Annotated in this window: 18 protein-coding genes and 3 tRNA genes; 8 read left to right on the top strand and 13 right to left on the bottom strand. The window is 66.6% G+C overall.

Annotated features, from left to right (window positions below; genetic code table 11):
• Nucleotides 1-122: 122 nt before the first annotated feature.
• The 5 genes from J7I92_RS02485 to J7I92_RS02465 form a co-directional block, all read right to left on the bottom strand.
• Complete coding sequence (locus tag J7I92_RS02485; RefSeq protein WP_214836891.1) at nt 123-1,802, bottom strand: ABC transporter substrate-binding protein; 1,680 nt, start codon at nt 1,800-1,802, stop codon at nt 123-125.
• A gap of 77 nt (nt 1,803-1,879) precedes the next feature.
• Nucleotides 1,880-2,962 (bottom strand): LacI family DNA-binding transcriptional regulator, encoded by a 1,083-nt coding sequence (locus J7I92_RS02480; RefSeq protein ID WP_214836889.1) that lies wholly within the window; start codon nt 2,960-2,962, stop codon nt 1,880-1,882.
• 341 nt (nt 2,963-3,303) lie between these two features.
• Nucleotides 3,304-3,379: transfer RNA gene (locus J7I92_RS02475), tRNA-Phe, on the bottom strand.
• Nucleotides 3,380-3,427: 48 nt separating this feature from the next.
• Nucleotides 3,428-3,501: transfer RNA gene (locus J7I92_RS02470), tRNA-Asp, on the bottom strand.
• Nucleotides 3,502-3,596: 95 nt separating this feature from the next.
• Nucleotides 3,597-3,669: transfer RNA gene (locus J7I92_RS02465), tRNA-Glu, on the bottom strand.
• Nucleotides 3,670-3,832: 163 nt separating this feature from the next.
• Between J7I92_RS02465 and J7I92_RS02460 the strand changes: the two genes are divergently transcribed.
• Complete coding sequence (locus J7I92_RS02460; protein WP_214836886.1) at nt 3,833-4,852, top strand: PHP domain-containing protein; 1,020 nt, start codon at nt 3,833-3,835, stop codon at nt 4,850-4,852.
• Between the two features lie 32 nt (nt 4,853-4,884).
• Here the strand turns inward: J7I92_RS02460 and J7I92_RS02455 are convergent, their stop codons facing one another.
• Together J7I92_RS02455 and J7I92_RS02450 are read right to left on the bottom strand one after the other, a co-directional pair.
• On the bottom strand, nt 4,885-5,430 hold the full coding sequence (locus tag J7I92_RS02455) for an isoprenylcysteine carboxylmethyltransferase family protein (protein ID WP_214836883.1): 546 nt from the start codon (nt 5,428-5,430) through the stop codon (nt 4,885-4,887).
• Between the two features lie 65 nt (nt 5,431-5,495).
• On the bottom strand, nt 5,496-6,098 hold the full coding sequence (locus J7I92_RS02450) for a LysE/ArgO family amino acid transporter (RefSeq protein ID WP_311380047.1): 603 nt from the start codon (nt 6,096-6,098) through the stop codon (nt 5,496-5,498).
• A 69-nt stretch (nt 6,099-6,167) separates the two neighbouring features.
• Here J7I92_RS02450 and J7I92_RS02445 point away from each other — a divergent pair, with 69 nt between their 5' ends.
• The 5 genes from J7I92_RS02445 (at nt 6,168) to J7I92_RS02425 (ending at nt 11,213) form a co-directional block, all read left to right on the top strand.
• On the top strand, nt 6,168-7,049 hold the full coding sequence (locus J7I92_RS02445; protein WP_214836877.1) for an ArgP/LysG family DNA-binding transcriptional regulator: 882 nt from the start codon (nt 6,168-6,170) through the stop codon (nt 7,047-7,049).
• Between the two features lie 125 nt (nt 7,050-7,174).
• A complete protein-coding gene (locus tag J7I92_RS02440) occupies nt 7,175-8,170 on the top strand; it encodes a DMT family transporter (RefSeq protein WP_214836874.1) in 996 nt (331 codons plus the stop codon).
• 9 nt (nt 8,171-8,179) lie between these two features.
• On the top strand, nt 8,180-8,611 hold the full coding sequence (locus J7I92_RS02435) for a metallopeptidase family protein (RefSeq protein WP_214836871.1): 432 nt from the start codon (nt 8,180-8,182) through the stop codon (nt 8,609-8,611).
• Nucleotides 8,612-8,625: 14 nt separating this feature from the next.
• Nucleotides 8,626-9,558, top strand: a complete 933-nt coding sequence (locus J7I92_RS02430) for a cation diffusion facilitator family transporter (protein ID WP_214836869.1) — start codon at nt 8,626-8,628, stop codon at nt 9,556-9,558.
• Between the two features lie 212 nt (nt 9,559-9,770).
• Nucleotides 9,771-11,213: a C40 family peptidase gene (locus tag J7I92_RS02425; RefSeq protein WP_214836866.1), complete on the top strand. Its 1,443-nt coding sequence runs from the start codon at nt 9,771-9,773 to the stop codon at nt 11,211-11,213.
• A 51-nt stretch (nt 11,214-11,264) separates the two neighbouring features.
• Here J7I92_RS02425 and J7I92_RS02420 read toward each other — a convergent pair whose 3' ends face one another.
• The 5 genes from J7I92_RS02420 to J7I92_RS02400 form a co-directional block, all read right to left on the bottom strand.
• Nucleotides 11,265-12,089: an ABC transporter permease gene (locus J7I92_RS02420; RefSeq protein WP_214837101.1), complete on the bottom strand. Its 825-nt coding sequence runs from the start codon at nt 12,087-12,089 to the stop codon at nt 11,265-11,267.
• A 106-nt stretch (nt 12,090-12,195) separates the two neighbouring features.
• On the bottom strand, nt 12,196-13,179 hold the full coding sequence (locus tag J7I92_RS02415) for an ABC transporter ATP-binding protein (protein ID WP_214836863.1): 984 nt from the start codon (nt 13,177-13,179) through the stop codon (nt 12,196-12,198).
• Nucleotides 13,176-14,315 (bottom strand): hypothetical protein, encoded by a 1,140-nt coding sequence (locus J7I92_RS02410; protein WP_214836860.1) that lies wholly within the window; start codon nt 14,313-14,315, stop codon nt 13,176-13,178. The genes J7I92_RS02415 and J7I92_RS02410 overlap by 4 nt, the downstream gene beginning before the upstream one ends.
• A gap of 128 nt (nt 14,316-14,443) precedes the next feature.
• Entirely contained in the window at nt 14,444-17,107 is a 2,664-nt protein-coding gene (locus tag J7I92_RS02405) for a PEP/pyruvate-binding domain-containing protein (RefSeq protein ID WP_214837099.1), read from the bottom strand.
• A gap of 161 nt (nt 17,108-17,268) precedes the next feature.
• Nucleotides 17,269-18,300, bottom strand: coding sequence for a universal stress protein (locus tag J7I92_RS02400; RefSeq protein ID WP_214836858.1), 1,032 nt, complete (start codon nt 18,298-18,300; stop codon nt 17,269-17,271).
• A gap of 460 nt (nt 18,301-18,760) precedes the next feature.
• On the opposite strand from J7I92_RS02400, the gene J7I92_RS02395 reads away from it, so the two are divergent.
• Nucleotides 18,761-19,393 carry an FAD-dependent monooxygenase gene (locus J7I92_RS02395; protein ID WP_214837097.1) on the top strand — a complete coding sequence of 211 codons (633 nt, stop codon included), beginning with the start codon at nt 18,761-18,763 and terminating at the stop codon, nt 19,391-19,393.
• A gap of 46 nt (nt 19,394-19,439) precedes the next feature.
• Here J7I92_RS02395 and J7I92_RS02390 read toward each other — a convergent pair whose 3' ends face one another.
• The gene (locus J7I92_RS02390) at nt 19,440-20,063 is read right to left on the bottom strand and encodes a copper resistance CopC family protein (protein ID WP_214836856.1); all 624 of its coding nucleotides are present in this window, start codon (nt 20,061-20,063) and stop codon (nt 19,440-19,442) included.
• 113 nt (nt 20,064-20,176) lie between these two features.
• Between J7I92_RS02390 and J7I92_RS02385 the strand changes: the two genes are divergently transcribed.
• Nucleotides 20,177-21,619, top strand: coding sequence for an NCS2 family permease (locus J7I92_RS02385; RefSeq protein WP_214836853.1), 1,443 nt, complete (start codon nt 20,177-20,179; stop codon nt 21,617-21,619).
• The last annotated feature ends 5 nt before the right edge of the window (nt 21,620-21,624 follow it).

Here is a 21,624-nt window from a genome sequence, read left to right as displayed (position 1 = left end):
GGGAATTGCGGAAGATTGGGCGGCGTGCCCGGTGCGTGCTTGGACGCCCCGGGCACGCCGTTGGTGAGTGCCGGATCTGCGGCAGCGCAGCGCGTGAGGCGGTGTGCGTCAGGCGGCGTGCGTCAGGCGCGCGGTTCCAGCGAGGTCAGCACAAGCACCGTGGTGGGGGCGCGGACCGACAGGGTGGCGTACGGGTTTTCTTCCGTGGGCCAGCCGGTGAAGCGGGTGTCGTTGTAGGCGCCCCACTCCGGGCCTGCGAACAGCGGGATGGCGGGGGCAACGGCGCTGTACTCTTCCTGGAGCTTGTCCGCGATGTCGTGCTGTTTGTCCTCGTCGGCGGCGGCCGCGAATTCCGTCAGCAGGGCCTCCGCCTTGGGATCGCCGAAGCGGTGGTAGTTCTCAAATGCCTTCTCACCCACCGGCTTGACCGTGCTGGTGCCCATCATGCCCGCGAAGTACTTGTACGGGCTGGGGTCGTTGGCGCTCCACACGATGCCGGAATCGAAGTCGCCGGTCTCGTAGCCTGCAACCACCGCTGCCCAGTCAGGGGAATCAACCTTGGCGGTGACGCCAACCTCGGCGAGGTTCTGGGCGATGACGTCGGCCACGGAGAGCCAGTCAGACGATGCGGCGCCTACCGAGATCTTGAATTCGAAGGGCTTGCCGTCCTTCAGGGTGCGCTTGCCGTCGGCGCCCTTGGCGTAGCCTGCCTTGTCCAGGAGCTTGTTGGCCTCGTCGACGTTCAGCTTGGTCCACTCACAGTTGTCCTGGACTTCCTTGTTCTTCCAGGTTTCGTAGTTGCCGGACAGTCCTGTGCAGTCAGCCGGCTTGGTGTAGCCGCTCATGCCGATCTTGGTGACCTGCTCGCGGTCCACGGCCATGCTGAGTGCCTTGCGGACGTCGGTGTCGTTGAACGGTGCCTTAGTGGTGTTGAGCTGCCAGTTGATCATCGAGCCCGTGGGCGGGAACCAGTACTTGCGGTGGTCCGGGTCTTTGGAAATGAACGTCTTCTCGATGTTGGGCATGTACTGCGGGGCCCAGTCCACGTCGCCGTTCGCTGCGGCGAGGTTGGCGCCGTCGTTGCCTGCGAAGGCGAGCATCTTGATGCCGGCGATCTTCTGCTTCTCCGGCTGCCAGTAGTTGGGGTTCTTCTTCAGCACGAAGGACTGGGCCTGGAAGGTGTCCACCTCGGTGTACGGGCCGGTGCCCACGGGCTTTTCGTTGGGGTCCTTCTCGGGGTCGGCAATTTTGGACCAGACGTGGTCCGGCAGAATGCTCAGCTGGCCCAGGTCGAACAGGGCCGGAGACCAGGCGGTCTTGAAGCTGAACTTCACCTGGTTGGTGCCCTCGGCTGTGACGGTGTCCAGGTAGTCGTAGCCGCCCTTGATCTTTTTCTGCAGGGCGAAAGTGGTGACCACGTCGGCGGGGACCAGGGGCTGGCCGTCCGACCACTTCACGCCCTCACGGAGGGTGAAGGTGACGGACTTGCCGTCCTCGGCTGCGGTCCATTCGCTGGCCAGCCACGGCGTGGTGTCACCATTGGCCGGGTTGTAAACCAGCAGGGATTCGTAGATGGCCTGCTGGGTCATGGGCGTCACGGTGGGTGCGAACGGGTTGAAGTTCCGGACGAACGTGCCCATGTCCTCGCGGGGAATGGTCAGGAGCGCGCTTTTGGCCGAGGCATCAGCCTTGGCAGAACCGGTGTTTCCGGCGTTGGCCGAGCAGCCGGTCAGTGCCAGGGCGCCAATGGCCAGGCCGGCCGCCGCAATGCGGGCAGACCTCAGGAATCGTGCTTGTGTCATGATGGATATCTCTTTCCTCGTCTTCGCTGTCGAAGGTGAAGGTGTGGTGGGGTTGCTGTTCAGTAGTTGATTTGCCGTCAGACTGAATAGCGTTCTAGCAGCGGACAGTCGACCATTTGCTGGTGTGCGGTGATCGGCTGTCCTGCTGTAAGGCTTGCGAGTGTCTGGACACCCAGCGCACCCATCTCCTCGAAGGGCAACGCAACCGTGGTCAGCTTGGGCCTGAGATAGGCCGCAATGAGTTCCTGGTTGTCGAAGCCGATCACGGCGATGTCTTGGGGGATGGCGAGCCCGCGCTCCTTAATGGCGTCGTAAGCGCCCATAGCCATCCGGTCGTTGAGGCAGAACAGGGCAGTTGGCCTGCCTGCCCCGGACGGATATTTATCAAGAATTTCGCAGGCGGCCTCGTAGCCGCCATCCGCCGTCGCGTGTCCCGAGACGACGAGGGCAGGATCCAGCTCCAGGCCCGCTTCGGCGAGTGCTTCGCGGCACCCCGCCAAACGCCCGACGGCGGCGGGGATGTCCGGATCCAGGTTGATGACACCGATTCTGGAGTGGCCGGCTTGGAGCAACCGTTCGATGGCAACGCGTCCCCCGGCGCGCTCGTCCGGGACGATCGAGGGCAGCTTCCCGTCCGCGTCGAAGCAGTTGATGAGGACTGTGGGTACCTCGTTGGCGCTTTCCGGAACGTGCACGGCCCGGTGGTAAGTGGCCGCGTAGAGAAGTCCTTCCACTCTTTGTTCCAGCAGCTTTTCAACGGCCGCATCTTCCATGCCCTGGTTTAGTCCTGTTGCATCGGCCTGGTCGGAGGGGGCGATGAGCAGGAACCGGCGGTCCAGCCAGGCCTGGTCCTGCGCGCCCTTGATGATGTCGACGGCGAACGGTGCCGTGACGATCTCCGTAACGATGCCGTACCAGTCGCTGCGCTGCGATGCCAGGGCGCGGGCACCGGCGTTGGGCCTGTAGCCGAGCGCCTGGACGGCTTCGAGGATCCGGGTGCGGGTTTCCTCGGAGATGCTGGCGTTCTCGCGGTTGCTCAGGACGAAGGACACCGCCGTGCGGGACACACCGGCATGCTTTGCAACGTCTGCCATCGTGACCCCGCGGTGTACGGGGACGGTCGGCTTCCTCTCCGATGCCGCCTGTGTGCTGTTCGCCATTGAATGCTCCGAAAATTCTGCCGACACTGGCCGCCCTGACCAGTCGAAAGTGCTACTACTAACGCGCGTTACTTCGAGGGTGTGATTTAGGTTACGCGCGTTACTTCGATGCTGTCAACGGTCAATTTTGGGATTCCCCGCCGGAGGGTCTTCTTCCCCGCGGGCCCGGACGAAAAAGACCAGGAGGAGGGGATGTGAACGGCTTGGGACACGGAAACGGATTGAGGACACCGGATTTTGCGCGTCCCGGTTCCGATTCGGTGTCCTGGCACTGGCACCACGCCCGCGCAGCGACGCTTAAAGAAGAAAAGCACCAGTTCCGAAGAACTGATGCTTCCCAGTGGTGGCTCCGACCGGCGTCGATCCGGTGACCTTTCGATTTTCAGTCGAACGCTCTACCAACTGAGCTACAGAGCCTAGGTGACATGTCACCTTGACAGCCGGAATTTCTTCTGGCAATCAGAGCGACCCTGACGGGACTTGAACCCGCGACCTCCGCCGTGACAGGGCGGCGCGCTAACCAACTGCGCTACAGGGCCTTGCTATTTTCTTGCTGTCTGCAGTATCGCTACCGCAATTTTTCAAGGCCTTTAGCCTACCAGACTTTTTCATCCGGTTTGACCACTTCCTTGCGTACCCCCAACGGGATTCGAACCCGTGCCGCCGCCGTGAAAGGGCGGTGTCCTAGGCCGCTAGACGATGGGGGCCTGAACTCAGTACGGCTCATTCCGGGCAAAAATAAAGGGCCGAAGCCTTTCATTCTTGTCCGTTCGAGTTGCTCCGAACTGGACCTCTAAAACTATAGAGCCTAGTTCCGGAATATCCAAAATCGGCGCCCCGCCGGTGCAAAGGTGGGTGCAAGATGGACAGATGGATGCCGTTGATGCCCTCAATGAAATCGCCTTCTGGCTGGAACGCGAACTGTCGCCCACCTTCAAGGTCCAGGCCTTCCGGAAGGCAGCCGGGGTCATCGCGGCCCTGGATCCGGAGGAGGTTGCCGTGCGGGCCCGCAACGGCAGGCTGAAGAGCATGAAGGGGATCGGGGACAGAACCTTCGACGTGATCAGGCAAGCGGTCGACGGCGGCGTCCCCGACTACCTTGAGGACCTGCGGCAGCGCGGGCAGAAGCCGCTGGCCGCGGGAGGCGGGGAACTGCACTCGGCTATCCGCGGCGACCTGCACAGCCACAGCGACTGGTCCGACGGCGGGTCCCCGATCGAGCTCATGGCGGACGCAGCCCGGACCTTGGGCCGCGAGTACCTCGCATTGACCGATCACTCCCCCAGCCTCAAGATCGCCAACGGCCTCAGCGCCGAGCGACTCACGGAACAGCTCGACGTCGTCGCCGGCATCAACGCCGACGGCGATGGCTTCCGCCTGTTGGCCGGCATCGAGGTGGACATCCTGGAGGACGGAACCCTTGACCAGTCCCCCGGGATGCTGGACCGTCTGGACGTTGTGGTGGCCAGTGTCCACTCGAAGCTGCGGGCGGACCGGCGAACCATGACCGAACGCATGCTGGGTGGCATCCAGGATCCGCACATGAACGTGCTCGGCCACTGCACCGGCCGGCTGCTGCAGGGATCCAGGGGAACCAGGCCGCAGTCGGAGTTTGACGCCAAGCGGGTTTTCGCGGCGTGCGCCGAGCGGGATGTCGCCGTCGAAATCAATTCCCGTCCAGAGCGGCAGGATCCGCCGGACGAGCTGATCAAGCTTGCCCTCGACGCCGGCTGCCTCTTCAGCATCGACAGTGACGCCCATGCGCCGGGGCAGCTGGATTTCCTGCAATACGGTGCGGAGCGTGCGGCGTTCAACGGCGTCCCCGCCGAGCGGATAGTCACCACCTGGCCGCTGGACCGGCTGCTGGAGTGGTCCCGCCGGGGCCGCTGACGCCAAGCCCCGGCTACCAGGGTCCGGACGATCTACCGTCCGGACCCGCCCTTCCCGCCGGGCCGCCACGGCCTGAGCCTGGGCAGCCAGCGCGGGACATTCGCCCTGTACTCCTCGTACTCTGCGCCGAATTTCCGGGCCAGGACAGGTTCCTCGTACAGCCGGACGAACGCGACCACCGGGACGGCGCCGGCCGCCAGCGCCGCGAAGAGCTTCGGCTGGCCAAGCAGCAGCCCCTGCCCGGCGACGGCTGCCGCTATGGACACGTACATCGGATTCCGCACATACCGGTAGAGCCCGCCCACCACCAGGTGCTTGGGCGGAGCGAAGGGCGCGGGTGTTCCCGGGCCCTCCACGGCGAAACGCACGAAGGAGTTTGCGATGACCGCCGCGCCCGCGCCGATCAGCAGGCCGCCGGTAACCTGCGCGGGCAAGCCGCCGGGAACCGGGGCCTCCACTTCCCAGCGGGTCAGGAGCCACGGAATCACCCCCGCGGCGGTTGCCGGAGCAACGGCGAAGGCCGCCGTCCCGATGGCTGCCCGCTTTCTTTCCCGCGCCGAGGCTGCAGATGCTGTCATACCAGCAATCGTGGGCGTGGGGCGTCAGCCTAGCAAGGGTCGACGGTCCTGATTTGGTTCGGGACTCAGATGACCAGCATGATGGCCATCGTCACCATGACGACGGCGATGGCGGCGTCGAGGATGCGCCACGCGCTCCGGCGCCGAAAGACAGGAGTCAGGAACCGTGCGCCGACGCCCAGGGCCGTGAACCAGGAAATACTGGCAAGCCCCGCCCCGGCGGCAAACCACCAGCGGCCGTCCGGGCCGTGCGTGCTGGCGAGGGACCCGAGCAGGAGCACCGTGTCGAGATAAACGTGGGGGTTCAGCCAGGTGAAGGCCAGCCCGGTTCCCAGGACGGCCACCCAGCTCACGGCCTGCCCGGTTCCCAGCTGCCCGACCGCCTCTCCGCGGATTGCCCGCCGGGCGGCAAGCACCCCGTATGCAGCCAGGAAGGCAGCGCCGGCCCAACGCACCACTTCGAGGGCGGCGGGCGCCCGTTCAATCACGACGCCGATGCCGGCCACGCCCAGCAGGATCAGCACCAGGTCAGAAACGGCGCACACGGCAATAACGAGGGCGACATGCGAGCGTTGAAGGCCCTGCCGGAGCACGAAGGCGTTCTGGGCGCCGATAGCCACGATGAGCGAGAGGCCGCTGGCCAGGCCTGAAAACACGGGAAGGATCACGCCTTCAACGGTAGGAGGCCCGCGAAGATGAAACCAGTTAAAGTTTTTTGGTGATAGTAAGATCTTCTTATGATGGACGTTCATCCGGATCAGGCGCGCACGCTCGCCGCCATCGTTGCGCACGGAAGTTTCGACGCCGCCGCCAGCCACCTCTCGGTCACCGCCTCCGCTGTCAGCCAGCGCATCCGGGCCCTGGAGGTGGCCGTCGGCCGTCCTGTCCTGAGAAGGACGAGGCCGATTGAACTCACCGAGTCCGGCCAGGCGGTGGTGCGGTTCGCGCGCCAGCTTGAGATGCTCTCCGCAGACCTCGCCGATGAACTGCAGCCCACCAGCACCCGGCCGGACACCCGCCTCACGCTGGTGATCAACAGCGACTCGCTGCATACCTGGGCGCTCGCCGGGCTGGCCGCTGTGGCCGGCACGGTCCAGCTGGAAATCCTGCGCGAAGACCAGGATTATTCGCTGGACCTGCTCCGCAGCGGCGCGGCGGCCGCGGCGATCACGGCCACGGCCAAGCCGGCCCCCGGCTGCACGTCCCGCCGGCTCGGCGTCATGCGCTACCTGCCGGTCTGCACGCCGGAGTTTGCGGAAACCTGGTTCGACAGCGGCCCGACGGCGGAGGCTTTCGCCCATGCCCCTGTCATCATCTTCGACCGCAAGGACGACCTGCAGGACCGCTACCTACGGCGGTTCAGCCGGAAAATCCTCCAGCCGCCGCGGCACTACGTGCCCGCAGCGCACGAGTTCGGCGAAGCGATCCGGCTGGGCATGGGCTGGGGCCTGCTTCCGGAGATTGAAATCGATGACGACCTGGACCAGCGGACTCTGCGGACCCTTGCCGCCAAGTCCTTTGTGGACGTCCCGCTGCACTGGCAGCAATGGCGTTACGGTTCGGCCGTCTTGGACGGTGTCGCCGCAGCCATCCAGGACGCTGCGCGCGTCCTCCGGTAAGCCGGGCAGGCCGCGGAGAGGCAGCACCGGAACCGCCGTTTGCCTAAGAAGATTTGGCAGGATCTCGACTAGACGTGGCCGATTTCCGCCAGCCGCGAGGCCGGGCCAAGGGCTAGATTGGCAGCATGGCTACCACCGCCGAACCCGGCCCCACCCCGTTCGCAGGCCCCCACGAAGGGTCTCCGCACGCTGCCCCAGCACCCGCCCCGCAACCGCAACCCCAGCCGCCGGCTCCCGGCACCTCTGGCAGGAAGACGCCGGTCAACAAGCTGGGCGTCGCCGCCGTCGTGATCACCGTGGTCCTGTGGGCCTCCGCCTTCGTGGGCATCCGGGCGGTGGGACCAAGCTTCTCTCCCGGCTCCCTGACGCTGGGGCGGCTGGCGATTGCCGCCGTCGTCCTCGGTCTGGTGGTGCTGCCGAAGCTGCGGATGCTGCCCAAGGGCCGTGAGTGGTGGCCCATTCTTGCGTATGGCGTGATGTGGTTCGGCGGCTACAACGTGGCCCTCAACGCCGCCGAACACATGCTTGACGCAGGCACCGCCGCCCTGCTGATCAACGTCAATCCCATCCTGGTCGCCGTGATGGCCGGCCTGATACTCAAAGAGGGTTTCCCGCGCTGGTTGATTATCGGAAGCCTGATCGCGTTCGCGGGCGTCGCAGTCATCGCGCTGGGCTCGGGCCAGCGGTCGACGGCGGATGTGGCCGGCGTGCTGCTCTGCCTCCTGGCCGCCGTGCTCGCCGCCGTCAGCGTCATTGTCCAGAAGCCGGTGCTGCGGAAATTCCCGGCGGCCCAGGCCACCTGGTTCGGAATCATGGTGGGCGCGGTCTGCTGCCTGCCGTTCACCGGCCAACTGGCGGGCGAGCTGCAGGCGGCACCCCTGCCGGCCACCCTGGGGCTGGTTTACCTGGGGATCTTCCCGACGGCGATTGCGTTCACCACCTGGGCGTACGCGCTGTCCCTTATTGACGCCGGAAAGCTGGCCGCCACCACCTATCTGGTCCCCGGAACCACCATCATCATCTCGTGGCTGCTGCTCGGCGAAGTGCCCACTGCCTGGGGCCTGCTGGGCGGCGTGATCTGCCTGGTCGGCGTGGGGCTGACAAGGCGCAAATCCCGCTAAAGTCTTGATATGCCCGCCAACCTCCCGCCCGGCCTGCCGATCGTCCCGGACGGGACGGACGACGACGACGCGCCCTTCCCCATGACCGATGAGGACTTCGAATCGGCCGTCAGCGACGCCCTGGACCTCATCCCGCCGGAAGTGGCCCGGGCCATGGACAACGTTGCCGTGTTCATCGACGACGACTACGTTCCACAGCCTGGGGAGGACCCGGACACCGTGCTGCTGGGACTCTACGAAGGCGTGCCGCTGACGGAGCGTGACTCCTGGTGGGGCGCGGGTTCCCTGCCGGACCGCATCACAATCTACCGCCAGCCCATCCTGGACATCTGCTCGTCCCGGGAAGGTGTGATCCACGAAGTGGCCGTCACTGTGACGCACGAGATTGCCCACCACTTCGGCATCAGCGACGAACGGCTGCACGAACTCGGCTGGGACTAGTTAGCCTTGTAGGCATGGGACACGACCACAGCCACTCTCACGGGCTCATGGCCTCGGCCACCGGCACTGCCAAGCACCGGCAACGCCTGATCGCCGTCCTCGGCATCACCCTGGCCGTGGTCCTGATCCAGATCGTCGGCGCCGTGATCTCCGGCTCCCTGGCGCTGCTCGCCGACGCCGGACACATGCTGTCCGACGCGGCCGGCGTGTTCATCGCCCTGCTGGCCGCCTGGATCGCTGCCCGGCCTCCGAGCGACCTGCGCACCTACGGATACCAGCGCGCAGAGGTACTGGCCGCCCTGGCTAATGCGCTGGTGCTCATCGTGATCTCGGTAGTGATCTTCACCGAAGCGATCCGCCGGATCGGTTCGGCCCCCGAAGTCCAGACCGACGTCATGCTCTACGCCGCCGTCCTCGGGGCCGTGGCCAACCTGGTCTCCCTGCTGATCCTGCGCAGCGCCCAGAAGGAAAGCCTCAACGTCCGCGGCGCCTACCTTGAGGTACTCGGGGACCTGCTGGGTTCCTTCGCCGTGATCGTCGCCGCCGTGGTGATCATGGTGACGGGCTTCCGGGCGGCAGACACCATTGCCTCCATGGTCATCGCACTGATGATCCTGCCCCGGGCCTGGCACCTGCTCCGGGACGTGGTGGACGTCCTTCTGGAGGCCACGCCCAAGGGCGTCGAGGTCCAAATGATCCGCGAGCACATCCTGTCCGTCGCGGGCGTGGTGTCCGTGCACGACATCCACATCTGGACCATCACCTCGGGCGTGCCCGTGTTCTCCGCCCACGTGGTGGTGGAAGACGAGGTCCTGAGCGCCCGCGGAGCGGACCAGGTGCTGGACAAGCTCACCACCTGCCTGGGCTCACACTTCGACACCGAGCACTGCACCTTCCAGTTGGAGCCCGAGAGCCACTCGGAGCACGAGTCCCACCAGCACGCCTGAGCGCGCCAGTAAGTTGAACCAAACCCCCGACACGCGGACGTCAATCAACGGAATCACAGTGTTGTTGTTTATGTTATTGATGTGACTAGTGTTGCCAATGTTGCTTCGGGTCACGTAGCCTCGTGTGCGCTGGGTCTTCCCGCAGCGGGGCATTCCGTGTGAAAAATTCAAACTCCTCGCTCATTCCAGCCCGACTGCTGCGAGGTTTATTGATGGGTTTGCCAGGATCCGGCCGCAATGCGGCAGTGCTGTGCACCGCCGTCGTACTCCTCGGATCCCTGGTCCTTCCTGCCCAGGCGGCACCGCTTCCCCGTGCAACGGCGCCCGCGATCAGTTTCCCGGGCTCACCGGAGATTCCGTCGCCGGAAGAGATAGCTGCTGCCAAGGCCAGTGAAAGCGCGACGGCGGACCAAGTGGCCAGGATCGATCGGATCCTGGCCGACGCCGCCGCAGCCCAGGAGGCAAGCTTCGCTGCTGCCATGCAGACCAACAATGCCTATGGCGATGCCCTGGTCACCCTCGAAATCCGGCGGGATGCAGCCACGCTTGCCTCTGCGAGGGCCGCTTCTGCCGAGGCGGAACAGGCGAAGACCCGCAAGCAGGTGGGACAGCTAGCCGGAGATCTGTACCGCAACGGCGGACTCAACCCAACCCTGAGCACCTTCGTCAGCGGAAAGGGTGAAGCACTGCAGCAGGCTGCCACCCTTGAAGCCATCTCCGCCGGCCGTAGCCGGGCGTTTGAGGCAGCCGACAACGCCGCCTCAGCTGCCAAGTCGCTGACGGCCGCCGCGGACGACGCCAACCGGGCCGCCGATGACGCCGCCAAGGCCGCTGAAGACCGCAAGGCTGAAGCCGAACGCGCCAACGCCGCCCGGGCGAAGGCAGCGTCCGAAGCGAAGTCCCAGCGGACAGTGCTGGTGGACCAGCTCGCGAACCTCAAGAACACGACCGTGGCGCTCGAGTCCGCCCGGGTGGACGCCCTGGACCGACAGCGCGCCCAGGAACGGTTGGCGGCAGTCACCGCGGCAACATCCCAGCCTGCCCAGGCCGCCGCGCAGGACGGCGCCGCCGACCAAACCCCGGCCGCCCCGGCGGCGCCCGCCGCCCCCGCGGCGCCGGCACCTGCTGCCCCGGCACCACAAAATCCAGCCCCGCCCGCTCCGGCTCCTCCTGCGCAGACTGCCCCGCCTGTTGAGCCCGCTCCCGCGGAACCACAGCCAGTAACCCCTCCGCCGGCAGCCCCGGCTCCGGCCCCTGCCCCGGTTCCTGCTCCTTCCCCCGGCGGGTCGAACCAGACCGCCATTTCGGTGGCACTGAGCAAAGTCGGTTCGCCGTACTTCTACAAATACGGCGGTTCCGGCCCGCTTGGCTTCGACTGCTCCGGCCTGGTGCAGAACGCCTTCGGCGCCGCCGGCAAGTATCTTCCCCGCACGGCAGCCCAGCAGTATGCCCAGGCACCCGTGCACGTGCCTCTCTCCCAGGCGCAGCCCGGTGACCTCCTGGTCTGGGGGTCGGCCCCCGACTTTTATCACGTGGCGATCTACCTCGGCGGCGGACGCGTGGTCCAGGGCCTCAACCCGGAGGACGGCATCACCGTGACGGATTTGTCCTGGATGGCCGGAATGCAGCTGCACCCGACGGCGGCCCGGTACTAGACCGGCTGCCGTTCCCGCCACTAAACCACGGCAGGCAGGACACCGCGGCAGTCAGGACAGAATGTCCTTCGTGACGAAACGGCCGTAAGCAAGCGCCCCGAAGACGGCGATGTACCCGGCCTGCAGCAGCGCATTGCTGCCAAAGGAATCCCAGGCAACCGGCTGGCGCAGCAGGTCGGCGAATCCGAACCAGTAATGGGTGAACAGCCAGGGGTGCAGCCACTCCAGCTGGGGCAGCTCCCCCAGCACCTGGGACACCACCGACGCCACAATGGTGGCCGCCATTGCCCCCACCGGAACGTCCGTCAGCGTGGACAGGAACATCCCGACGGCGGAGAGTCCCAACAGCGAAACAGTCAGGTAGGCGGCCACGAGCACCAGCCGCACCAGGGCCTCTCCGGGAGCGATCACGTCGCCGGAGAGCAGCGTCACCGGCCCCACCGGAAACAGCGCCGAGCCGATGCCCGCTCCCGCCAACGCCACCACCAGCGGGCCAACTATGCAGAAGACGGCAGCGCCCGCGTATTTGACCAGCAGCAGCCGGACGCGGCCCGCCGGAGCCACGAGCAGATAGCGCAGTGTTCCCAGACCGGCTTCGCCGGCGATCGTATCGCCGGCCACCACTCCCACCGTGAGCGGCAGGAACAGCGGGACGCACACCAGGAGCGCCGTCACCCCCACAAACAGCCCGTTCTGGGTGATCCTGTCCAGGAAGGCGGGCCCGCGGCCCGGCGGTACGGACGAGGAAGCCCGGACGGCGACCGCCATCAGCACCGGCACGGCGGCGAGGGCCAGCAGCATGGCCCAGGTCCGGCGCCGACGGAAGAGGACGCTCAGTTCGGAGGCCAGCAGCGACCACCCGTTGCCTGGCTGCATTCCGTCTATGGGCCCGGTGGCCGGCGACTCTGCTGCCGACGACCCTGCTGCTTCGCGGACCTCGACGGGTGCGGCCTTACCCGCTGCACCTTCCTTGGCCACATCTCTATTGGGCAATGTCGAAGCCCTCCCCGGTCAGCGCCACAAAGCGGTCCTCCAGGCTCCCCTGTTCCACGGCAAACCCGCGGACGCGAACGCCCGCCGCCACCATGGCGGCCACGACGGCCTCCGGCGCCACGTCATCACGAACCGGCCCGTTAGTTTCTCCACCGGACGCCGAATACACCAGCGTACCGTTGTTCAGTCCTCCCGCGGGAGTCATCCCCAGCCTGGCAAAAACGCCCTCGGCCAATCCGGCGTCGGGCGTTACCAGGCGGATCCGGGCTTTGCCCGCGTCGCGCAGTTCAGCCAGCGTTCCCTGCGCCACCAGCCTGCCCGCGCTCATCACGGCCGCATGCGTGCAGATCTGCTCAACTTCGGCCAGCAGGTGGCTGGAGACAAAAACGGTGGCGCCGTCGGCAGCGAGCGAACGGACAAGGGAACGCACTTCACGGGTGCCCTGCGGGTCCAGGCCGTTGGTCGGCTCATCGAGCACCAGCAGTTCCCGGGGCGAGAGGAGTGCGTTGGCAATGCCCAGGCGCTGCTTCATGCCCAGTGAATACGCGCGGACCTTCTTCCCGGCCGCGTGCGTCAAACCGACACGTTCCAGTGCTGTCCCCACGCGGGCACGCCGGGTGGACGAGGATGCGTGCGGATCCGCGGCGTCCAGGCGTCGAAGATTGGCTTCCCCTGACAGGAACGGATAGAACGCCGGACCTTCCACCAGCGCACCCACCCGGGGCAGGACCTCGTGGAAACGGTCCGGCATCTCGAGCCCCAGCACACTGACGGAGCCTGCAGTGGCCCCCGCGAGACCCAGCATCATGCGGATGGTGGTGGTTTTACCGGAGCCGTTCGGACCCAGGAACCCAAAGACGGACCCACTCGGAACGGAAAGGTTCACGCCGTCCACAGCCAACTGATGGCCGAACCGCTTGCTCAGGCCGTGCGTCTCAATGGCGAGCTCTGCGCCCCGGCCCGCGGCTGTCACCTCGCGGCAGCAGCGGTCAGCAGGCGCTCGGCCGGAACAGACCCGGCGAAAACGCGCCCGTCATCGGTAAACAGGACATTCACGACGGCGGTACTGAACAGCCGCCCGCCCGGCACCGCAACAGCGGCCTGCTGAATCAGCGGATCGCCGGACGCCATCGCACCGGCTTCCGCTGACGCCGGTCCGGCAGGGAATTCAACCACGGTTTCCCAGCCGGTACCGGTCACCTCAGGCCGCGGGAGCCCGCCATTGGGATCCCGCGAGTCAGGTACAACACCCTTTTCCGTTCCGTGTCCGGGCCAGCTTCCCGTGCCGTGGGCCGGCACCTCAATTTCCTTAACGGTGGCGCCGGGCGGCGGAGTAAAGGCGAACAGGGAGGCATCGGGCGCTTCGAGGGACAGGCTGGTGAACGCCAGCTTGAAGGCCGGTTCTTCCTGGCCGCGTGCCTTCAGTTCAACGCTGAGCGGCAGGCCGCTCTGGCCGTCGACTGCAATGGCCGCCGATCCGATCAGCGTGCCTTCCGTCCGTGGTGTGACCATCAGGTTGTAGGCAGCCCGGCCGGCAATGTTGATCTCCGGACCTACGGAAACTTCGGTCGTGGGGTCAGCGACAGCCAGCAGCCTCGCGGCCAGTGCCTCCGGCGTCGGCATGACACCGTCCGCGCCCGCTGCCGGATGCCTGCAGTCGCTGAAATCCCTGGCGTGGCCGGCACCGGCAGGGAGCGTCAGATGGGCGGCAGTGTTGTCCCGGGAGCTATACAGCCACACCTGGTCGCCGCTCTTCACCGCGTTGCGTTCAGCGAGGCGGTCCAGTACCTGGATTCGCATGTTGCTGGTTCCGTCCAGGAAGACCCGTGCGGTGTGCGGGCCGCTCAACAGCTCCAAGGCGGAGGCAGCGCCGCCGCCGGACGACGGCCCCGTCTTAGGCAGCTCGGGAAGCCCGATCTGCGAGGTCTGCTCCAGGGTCCCGGAGAGGGACGGAGCACTGTGCTGCGCCACCATGGCCAGGACTTCAGCCGGGGTTTTGGCGGGCAACGGGTCGCCGGCGCTCGCGGGCAACGACCCGGCCAAGGCAGCGGCGGCAATTACGGCGGGCACGGCCACGGCGGGCATCCACCGTAACCACTTTCTGGTCATGACAACTCCGCTCCGGCATCGCAGCTTATTGATTCCAGAGTACGCCTCGGACCTGTCCGGTACACCCCCTTCGGAATTCGCCCGGGACAGCTTCCGGGGCTGCACTGTGGTGCCAGCCGAGTCGGCCGTCAGCCCGTCGCAGGCACAACGGTGCCGGCCCCGCCGTCGAGCGTGACGACCTGGCCGGACGTGATGGTGGAAGTGGCATCAGGGACCCCTACCACCGCCGGGATGCCGTACTCCCGGGCAACCACCGCGCCGTGCGAATTAGGGCCGCCCATTTCCATCACCAGGCCGCCGGCGGTGAGGAACAGCGGAGTCCAGCCTGGATCAGTTGACGGGGCCACCAGGATTTCACCGGGTTCCAGCCGCGCGCCCTGCGGGTCCATGATCACGCGGGCCCTGGCGGTGACTGTTCCCGCCGAGGCGGGGGTGCCGGTCAGGACGCCGGCCGCCGCGCCGTCGCCGGCCCGGGCCGCCCGCATCCCTTCAGCTTCGGGTTCAGTTCCGTCCGAAAGCAGCACGCGCGGGATTCGCCGGCGTCCCAGTTCGGCGTCGTAAATTTCCCGGCGTTCCGCCACAAGCCGCTGCATGGGTTCCCCGGTCAGGCCGCGTTGTGCTTCGGCAAAATCGAGGAAGAAGATGTCTTCGGCGTCGTTGATGCGGCCGGCGGCGGCGAGCTCCTCCCCCACAGCCGCAAGCTGTTGCCGCACGGACGCCAGGCCTTCGACGATGTGGTACTTCGGCAGTTCGCGGAATCCGGCAAACATCCGGGTACGCCGCAGTGCGCCCCGCACCAGCCGCGCGCGGAGCCGGCCCGCCGCACCGCCCCTGCTCCCCGCCCGTGCTACGAGCTGCTCGATCCGGGCATCCGCCTCACGGGCCGCCTTGGCGAACTGCCGGTCCGGAGCCAGGGTGGGATCGTCGAGTTTGAGGTAGTTCGCCAGGACTCCGAGGATATGCGCGGGATCATCGGACCAGCGGGGCATGCCGAGGTCGATTTCGGCGACAGCCCGGTGGCCGTACCGCGAAAGGAATCCGGCCAGGCCGGACTGAACGACGTCGGGCAGCTCACCGGAGCGGTACCGCCGCGCCAGCTCCGCCGGGGAAAGCTCCTCGAAGACTGCGGCGGCCCCCTGGTGGGAGCGGATGTCCGTGGCAAGCTGCCACAGGGCAAGGTCCATTTCCGTGGTCACGTTGTTGGGAAGACCGCGCAGCACAGCCTGCAGGGCACCCGGTTCGGCGCCGCCACCGGCCAGCTTCCCGGCGAAGGCCAATAACGCGAAACCCAGGGCCGGCAGCGGCAGCACGGCCGGGACGATCGGGAAGAGCTCCTCGCCGAGGATCCGTTCGGCATGGTTCAGCCGTTCCGTTGCCGTGGCGTTGGCCGGAACCACGAGGGCATCCCTGAGCCGCTCGCCGAAACCGTCCACACGCCGGAGTGCGGCTTCCGGGCGTAAAAGTGCCCGAAGCAGCGATTCGGGGAGCCTGGCCTTGACCGCGACCGGGCCAACGTGCTTCACGAGCCGCCACGGCGACTTGATGGTGACGGTGAACCTGGGATCGGCAAACAGCCCGCGGAGCACGGCGGCAGACCTGGCTTCCATGACGTCGAAGACCCGGGGCACAATGGCGCGGCCCACACTGCTGCGGATAACCGCGGTGAGGTCGAAGAAGAGGCGCAGCCCTGCCTGCCTGTACGGGGCCGGTCCGTTGCGGGGATCCGGCACGTCGAAGCCGGCTGCACGGGCCGCCGAGGAAGTGATCAGGCGGAAGCCTGCCAGGCCCATCGGCGTCAGGGGGCGCGTGAGCCCCTGGGCCAGGCTGAAACACAGGTAGAGGCGTGTGCCCTCCCTTGCCGGCAGGTCGGGACGGGGCTCCGGAAGGGGGTACAGCGTGGTGATGGGACGGGACTGCGTCAGCCAGACCTTGTCCGTACCGTCGATGGCCCACTCAATGTCCTGCGGCGCCCCGTAGTGCCGCTCCACCCGGCTGCCCAAAGATGCCAGTGTCCTTACCTGGAAGTCACTCAAAGAGGGGCCGGAAGCCGGTGCAAGATTGACCCGCTCTGTGCCGCCTCCGGGCAGCGGCCTGATGGCGATGCCCTTGTCCCCTGGCCGGCGTTCCAGGATTTCCCCGGTCGCCCGGTCCACTACAAAGTGGTCCGGGTTCACTGCTCCGGAGACCACTGCCTCGCCCAGTCCGGGGCTGGCATCGATGACGGCCTCAGGGCGCCTGCCGGTCACCGGGTTCGCAGTGAACAGGACCCCGGCAACGGACGCGTCCACCATGCGCTGGACCACAACAGCGAGGGCCACTGTTGACGGGCTGATGCCGTGCGTGGCCCGGTAGGTCACTGCGCGGTCCGTCCACAGCGAGGCCCAGCACTTCCGGACGGCCGCCAGCACGGCGTCTGCGCCCACAACGTTCAGGTAGGTATCCTGCTGGCCGGCAAAGCTCGCGAAGGGAAGGTCCTCGGCCGTTGCCGAGGACCTTACGGCAACCGGAACGTCGGTCCCCAGAGCGGCATAGGAGGCGCGGACCGCGTCGGCAATGTCCTCCGGAATGTCGACGCCGAGGATGAGCTCGCGTGCTGTCGCGGCCAGCCCGGCCAGGGTTTCCAGGTCGTCCGTCCCGGTGGCGGCGAGCGCGCGGTGCACGTCCTCCAGCCCTGCGGGCACAACGGCGCTGCGGTAGGCGTCCGTGGTGAGGCAGAATCCAGGCGGAACGGGAAGCCCGGCGGCGGTGGTTTCGCCCAGATTGGCGGCCTTGCCACCAACCCGGGCGAGCATGCCGGCGTCCACCTGGTCAAGATTCAGCACAAGCCCGTCTGAAGACCCGTCCGAGGACCCTTCCGGATTGCTGACCTCATTCACCGGTGACCTCCTGGTGTTATCGACGGACGGCTGCGCCGGCTGGCGGGCTGCACCGACTGTCTAGCTGCGCCGAATAATTAGGCTGCGCCGAGCATGGGCCCGAAGCTGGCACGGTCCGCCAGCCGCGGATCCTCCCGGTCCGGAACAACCAGCACCGGCCCCTTGGCGTGGTGAAGGACGCCGTCCGACGTGGACCCCAGCAGCATTCCGGTGAAGCCGCCACGGCCGCGGGTTCCCAGAACCACCAGCTCGACGTGCCGGCTGGCTTCGACCAGCACGTCGACGGGGGATCCGTCCACGAGCTGGGTTTCCACCGTCAACTTGGGATAGTGGCTCTTCAGCCAGGCGACGCCGGCATCGAGCTGGACGCGGATATCAGCAAACAGGGCTTCCCTGTCCATGGGCGCGGGGACCCACGCCAGCGAACCGCTGTATTGCGGCACGGCGCACACCACGCGGAGCGGCGCGCCGAGCCGTTCGGCCTGGTCGGCGGCCTCCAGCACTGCAACGCGGGCCTGCTCGGAACCGTCAACGCCTACGACCACCACGTGTTCAACGGGCTGGTGGCCGGATTTGGCCTGCTCGGCCTTGATGTGTTTGTCATCCGTGGTCTCACCCAGGCGGTCGGCGCAGATCAGCGGCACAGTGACTGTGGGGCACTTGGCGTGGGCCGGGAGGGCACTGCTGACGGATCCCAGGAGCCTGCCTACGAAACCGCCCCTGCCGCGGGTCCCGAACACCAGCAGCTCGGCGGATTCGGACATCTCCAGCAGCACGCCGGAGGCGTCGCCGTTCTCCACGGAGGCGTCAACGTCGATGTCGTAGGGAGCCACCTTGTCCAGTGCCTGCTTCAGGATGGCCTCGGCGCCTTCGCGGATCACCGAGTCGTCAACGGTGGCGTAGCCGCCGTCCAGGCCGGACGCCGCGAAGATCGGCACGGAGTAGACAGTGACGATATGGAGCGGACGACGGCGGCGTTCAGCTTCGCGGGCGGCCCAGACGAGCGCGCACTGGCTATGGTCGGAGCCGTCCACGCCCACAACGATCCCCTCGGGGGCGGCAGAACCGCCGTCGTCATCCTTTGACGGGTGCACCTGATCTCGGCCCATGGGGTCCGCCTCCTCGCGATACTGCCTGATGTTGCCGCTATTCTGCCAGAAGTGGCCCTCTGCCGGGTGCACCGGAGGCCGCGGGCCGCTACTGGCTGAAGATCCGCTCTTTTAACCCACTATTCTCGGTTGCCCGACAGTAATCAAGCGCCCTCCCGCGCCGCCCGGAGAGCCTTTGTACAGACAAGTTTGCTCCCACTTTTAACCCCACGGAAACATAGAGATCCCACCTCCCATGAAGAGAATTACGGGTGTGAGATTGTTGGGCTAGCGAATGTCCGGCAAAGGCTATCCAGAGCCCCGAAAGTTCTGTATTGTCGAGGCGTTGCGAATCTGAGATATGTGTTTCAGAACACATTCCAGCTTTGTGCGCGGCAGCCGGACTTTGGGGGTTTCGGAAGGTGCAGAAGGACGAGATCTGCACAGTGAACCATTCGAGGAGGAGCCAGCAGTGTCGAGCATGCCAACTTGTGCCGGGACCGAACAGACCACCACGGTGATCATCGGATCCGGGCTGCCGGGCCTGGCGGTTGCCAGTGAGCTCCGGCGGCGGGGCGTGGACTCCATCACCGTGGACGCGCTCGAAACCCTGGGCGGGACACAGTCCGCCAACCCCGTTGCCCTCCCCCGTTGCGATGCCCCGAACTCGGCTTCCCTGCATGAACGGAACGAAATCCTCCGGCACCTGCGGAACTACGCGAGCAGCCACAACCTGGACATCCGCAGCAACACCCGGGCCGTCCGACTGAACCTGCTGGGGACCGAATTGTCCGGACCTTCCGTGCACCAGTGGGCGGTCCACACTCCCGACGGCATCCTGCTGGCGCACCACATCGTGCTGACCCGGGGCGCGCACAGCCAGCTCCGCCGGATGCTCGCCGGACTGGGTCTGGCCCTGGGCCAGAACCTGGCGGCCGCCATGCGCGCCATCGGCATTTATCTTGTGGGAGTGGGCGAACTCATCACTCCCACGCCCCGGGAAGTGCTGCGCCAGGCCAAGGTTGTTGGGCAGGCCATTTCCGCCAAGGTCCACCCGGACAGCGTCCCCTCAGTCCTCACGGGAAGCTTCGCCGCGCTGCCATCGCCCGCGTAGGGGATCCCCGGCTTAGGCCGGCGGGAGCCTACGGCTCGCGAACCTACTACTCCTGGTCGACCTCGTCGTCGGGGGACTTGAGGTTGCGCCTCGCCAGCACAGCCAGCGCGATCAGGATGCCCACGGCAGTTCCAACGAACAGCACCAGGCTCCACGGGAATGGCTCCGAAGCATCGGGGGCCGGCTCGGGGGCCGCTGTAGTGCCGGGCTCGGCAGTACCTGCCGTCGGGACCTGACCCGCCGCCGTCGTGCTCCCCGTCCCCGTGCTTGCCGGCGCTGAACCTGCGGCTCCGGCGGTGGCCGTAAAGGTGAAGGTGCCCTCAATGGGGTGCGAATCGGAGCTGACCACGCGCCACAGCACGGTGAACTCGCCCGCCGGGGCGCCCGCGCGCAGTTTCTGCGACGCCACGTTGTCCACGATCTCCACGGGGCCCTCTGCCCAGTTGGCCCCTGCCGCATCCTTCACCTGGATCTGGGAACCCAGGGCCAGGGGATCGTTGCTGAACGTGACCGAGACCTTCTCGGGCGGGGTGGCCACAGTGGCACCCTGGGCCGGGCTGCTCGATTCAGCGGCGTCGTGGGCTGAGGCGGGCGCGGCGGCGGACAGCAGAGCGGCCGAAAAAAGCAGCGCCCCCAGAAGGGCGCTCAGCAGCTGGCGGATGGGACGCATGGCGGGGCTACTCCTGTGTGTTGGCTTCCTTACAGCCTAGGCGAAATCGCGGGAGTGGAACCCGGCAAGCTACTAGGATTCAAGTAATCCCCACCACTTCCCCCGGAGGACTAATGCTTAAGCAGGGCTCTGCACTGGACCGGTACTTCAAGATTTCCGAACGGGGGTCAAACTTCTCCCGCGAGATCCGCGGAGGTTTTGCCACGTTCTTCGCCATGAGCTACATCGTGGTGTTGAATCCGCTGATCCTCTCCGGTGCAGATTCCAGCGGCGCAACCCTCGGATTCCCCGCTGTCGCGGCCGTTACCGCCTTCGTGGCAGGCGTCCTGACGATCCTGATGGGAGCCTGGGCCAAGCATCCGTTCGCGCTGGCCACCGGGCTGGGCGTCAACGCCTTCGTTGCTGTCACGGTGGCCACGAACCCGGGCCTGACCTGGCCGGATGTGATGGGCCTGGTGGTGATCTCCGGCGTCACGATGCTGATCCTGGTCCTCACCGGCTTCCGCACCGCGGTCTTCCGGGCTGTTCCGGACGGGATCAAAACGGCCATCGTGGTGGGCATCGGCCTGTTCATCGCACTGATCGGGCTGGTCAACGCGGGCTTTGTCCGCCGCATCCCTGACGCCGCCAACACCACGGTTCCGGTCGGACTCGGGTTCGACGGCAAGCTCCTGGGCTGGCCCACGCTGGTGTTCGTGTTCGGCCTGATCCTGACGATCGCACTGGTGGTCCGCAAGGTCAAGGGCGCCATCCTGATCGGGATTGTTGCCTCCACCCTGCTGGCCATGGTCCTGGAATTCACGCTCCACATCGGTCCCAGCGTCAGCGACGGCAAGTTCAACCCGCAGGGCTGGTCCCTGGTGGCCCCCGCGTTCTCTGAGTGGTCCGCCCCGGACCTGTCGCTGATCGGCAGGGCCAATCCCGTCGGCGCGTTCGAACACCTGGGCTTCGTGGGCGCCGCGCTGCTGGCGTTCGTGATCCTGCTCAGTATCTTCTTCGACGCCATGGGCACCATGGTGGGCCTGGCCAACGAGGCCGGAACGGTTGATGAACACGGCAACATCCCCAACGTGGACCGCGTGCTGCAGGTTGACGCGCTCGGCGCGATCGTGGGCGGCGGGGCGTCCGTCTCCTCCAACCAGCTCTTCGTTGAGTCCGGCGCGGGCATCGGCGAGGGCGCACGCACCGGACTGGCCTCCATCGTCACCGGCCTGCTGTTCCTCGTGGCCATGTTCTTCACCCCGCTGATCAACCTTGTCCCGTTCGAGGCCGTGGCTCCCGCCCTGGTGGTGGTCGGCTTCATGATGGTTTCGCAGGTGGGCAAGATCGACTGGCAGGACTGGAGCATCGGGATTCCCGCGTTCCTCACCATGTCCCTCATGCCGTTCACCTACTCCATCGCCAACGGCCTGGGCGCCGGGTTCATCGCCTACGTGCTGATCCGCACCTTCACGGGCCGGACCCGCGACGTGCACCCGCTCATGTGGGCCGTGGCCGCCGCCTTCCTGCTGTTCTTCGGCATTGGCCCGGTGGAGCAGGCACTCGGCATGCACTAGAAGTG

The sequence above is a fragment of the Arthrobacter sp. ISL-72 genome (assembly GCF_018613755.1).
GTDB lineage: Bacteria > Actinomycetota > Actinomycetes > Actinomycetales > Micrococcaceae > Arthrobacter.
The sequence above is the reverse complement of the archived record's forward strand: the minus strand, read 5'-3'. Positions and strand labels throughout refer to the sequence as shown.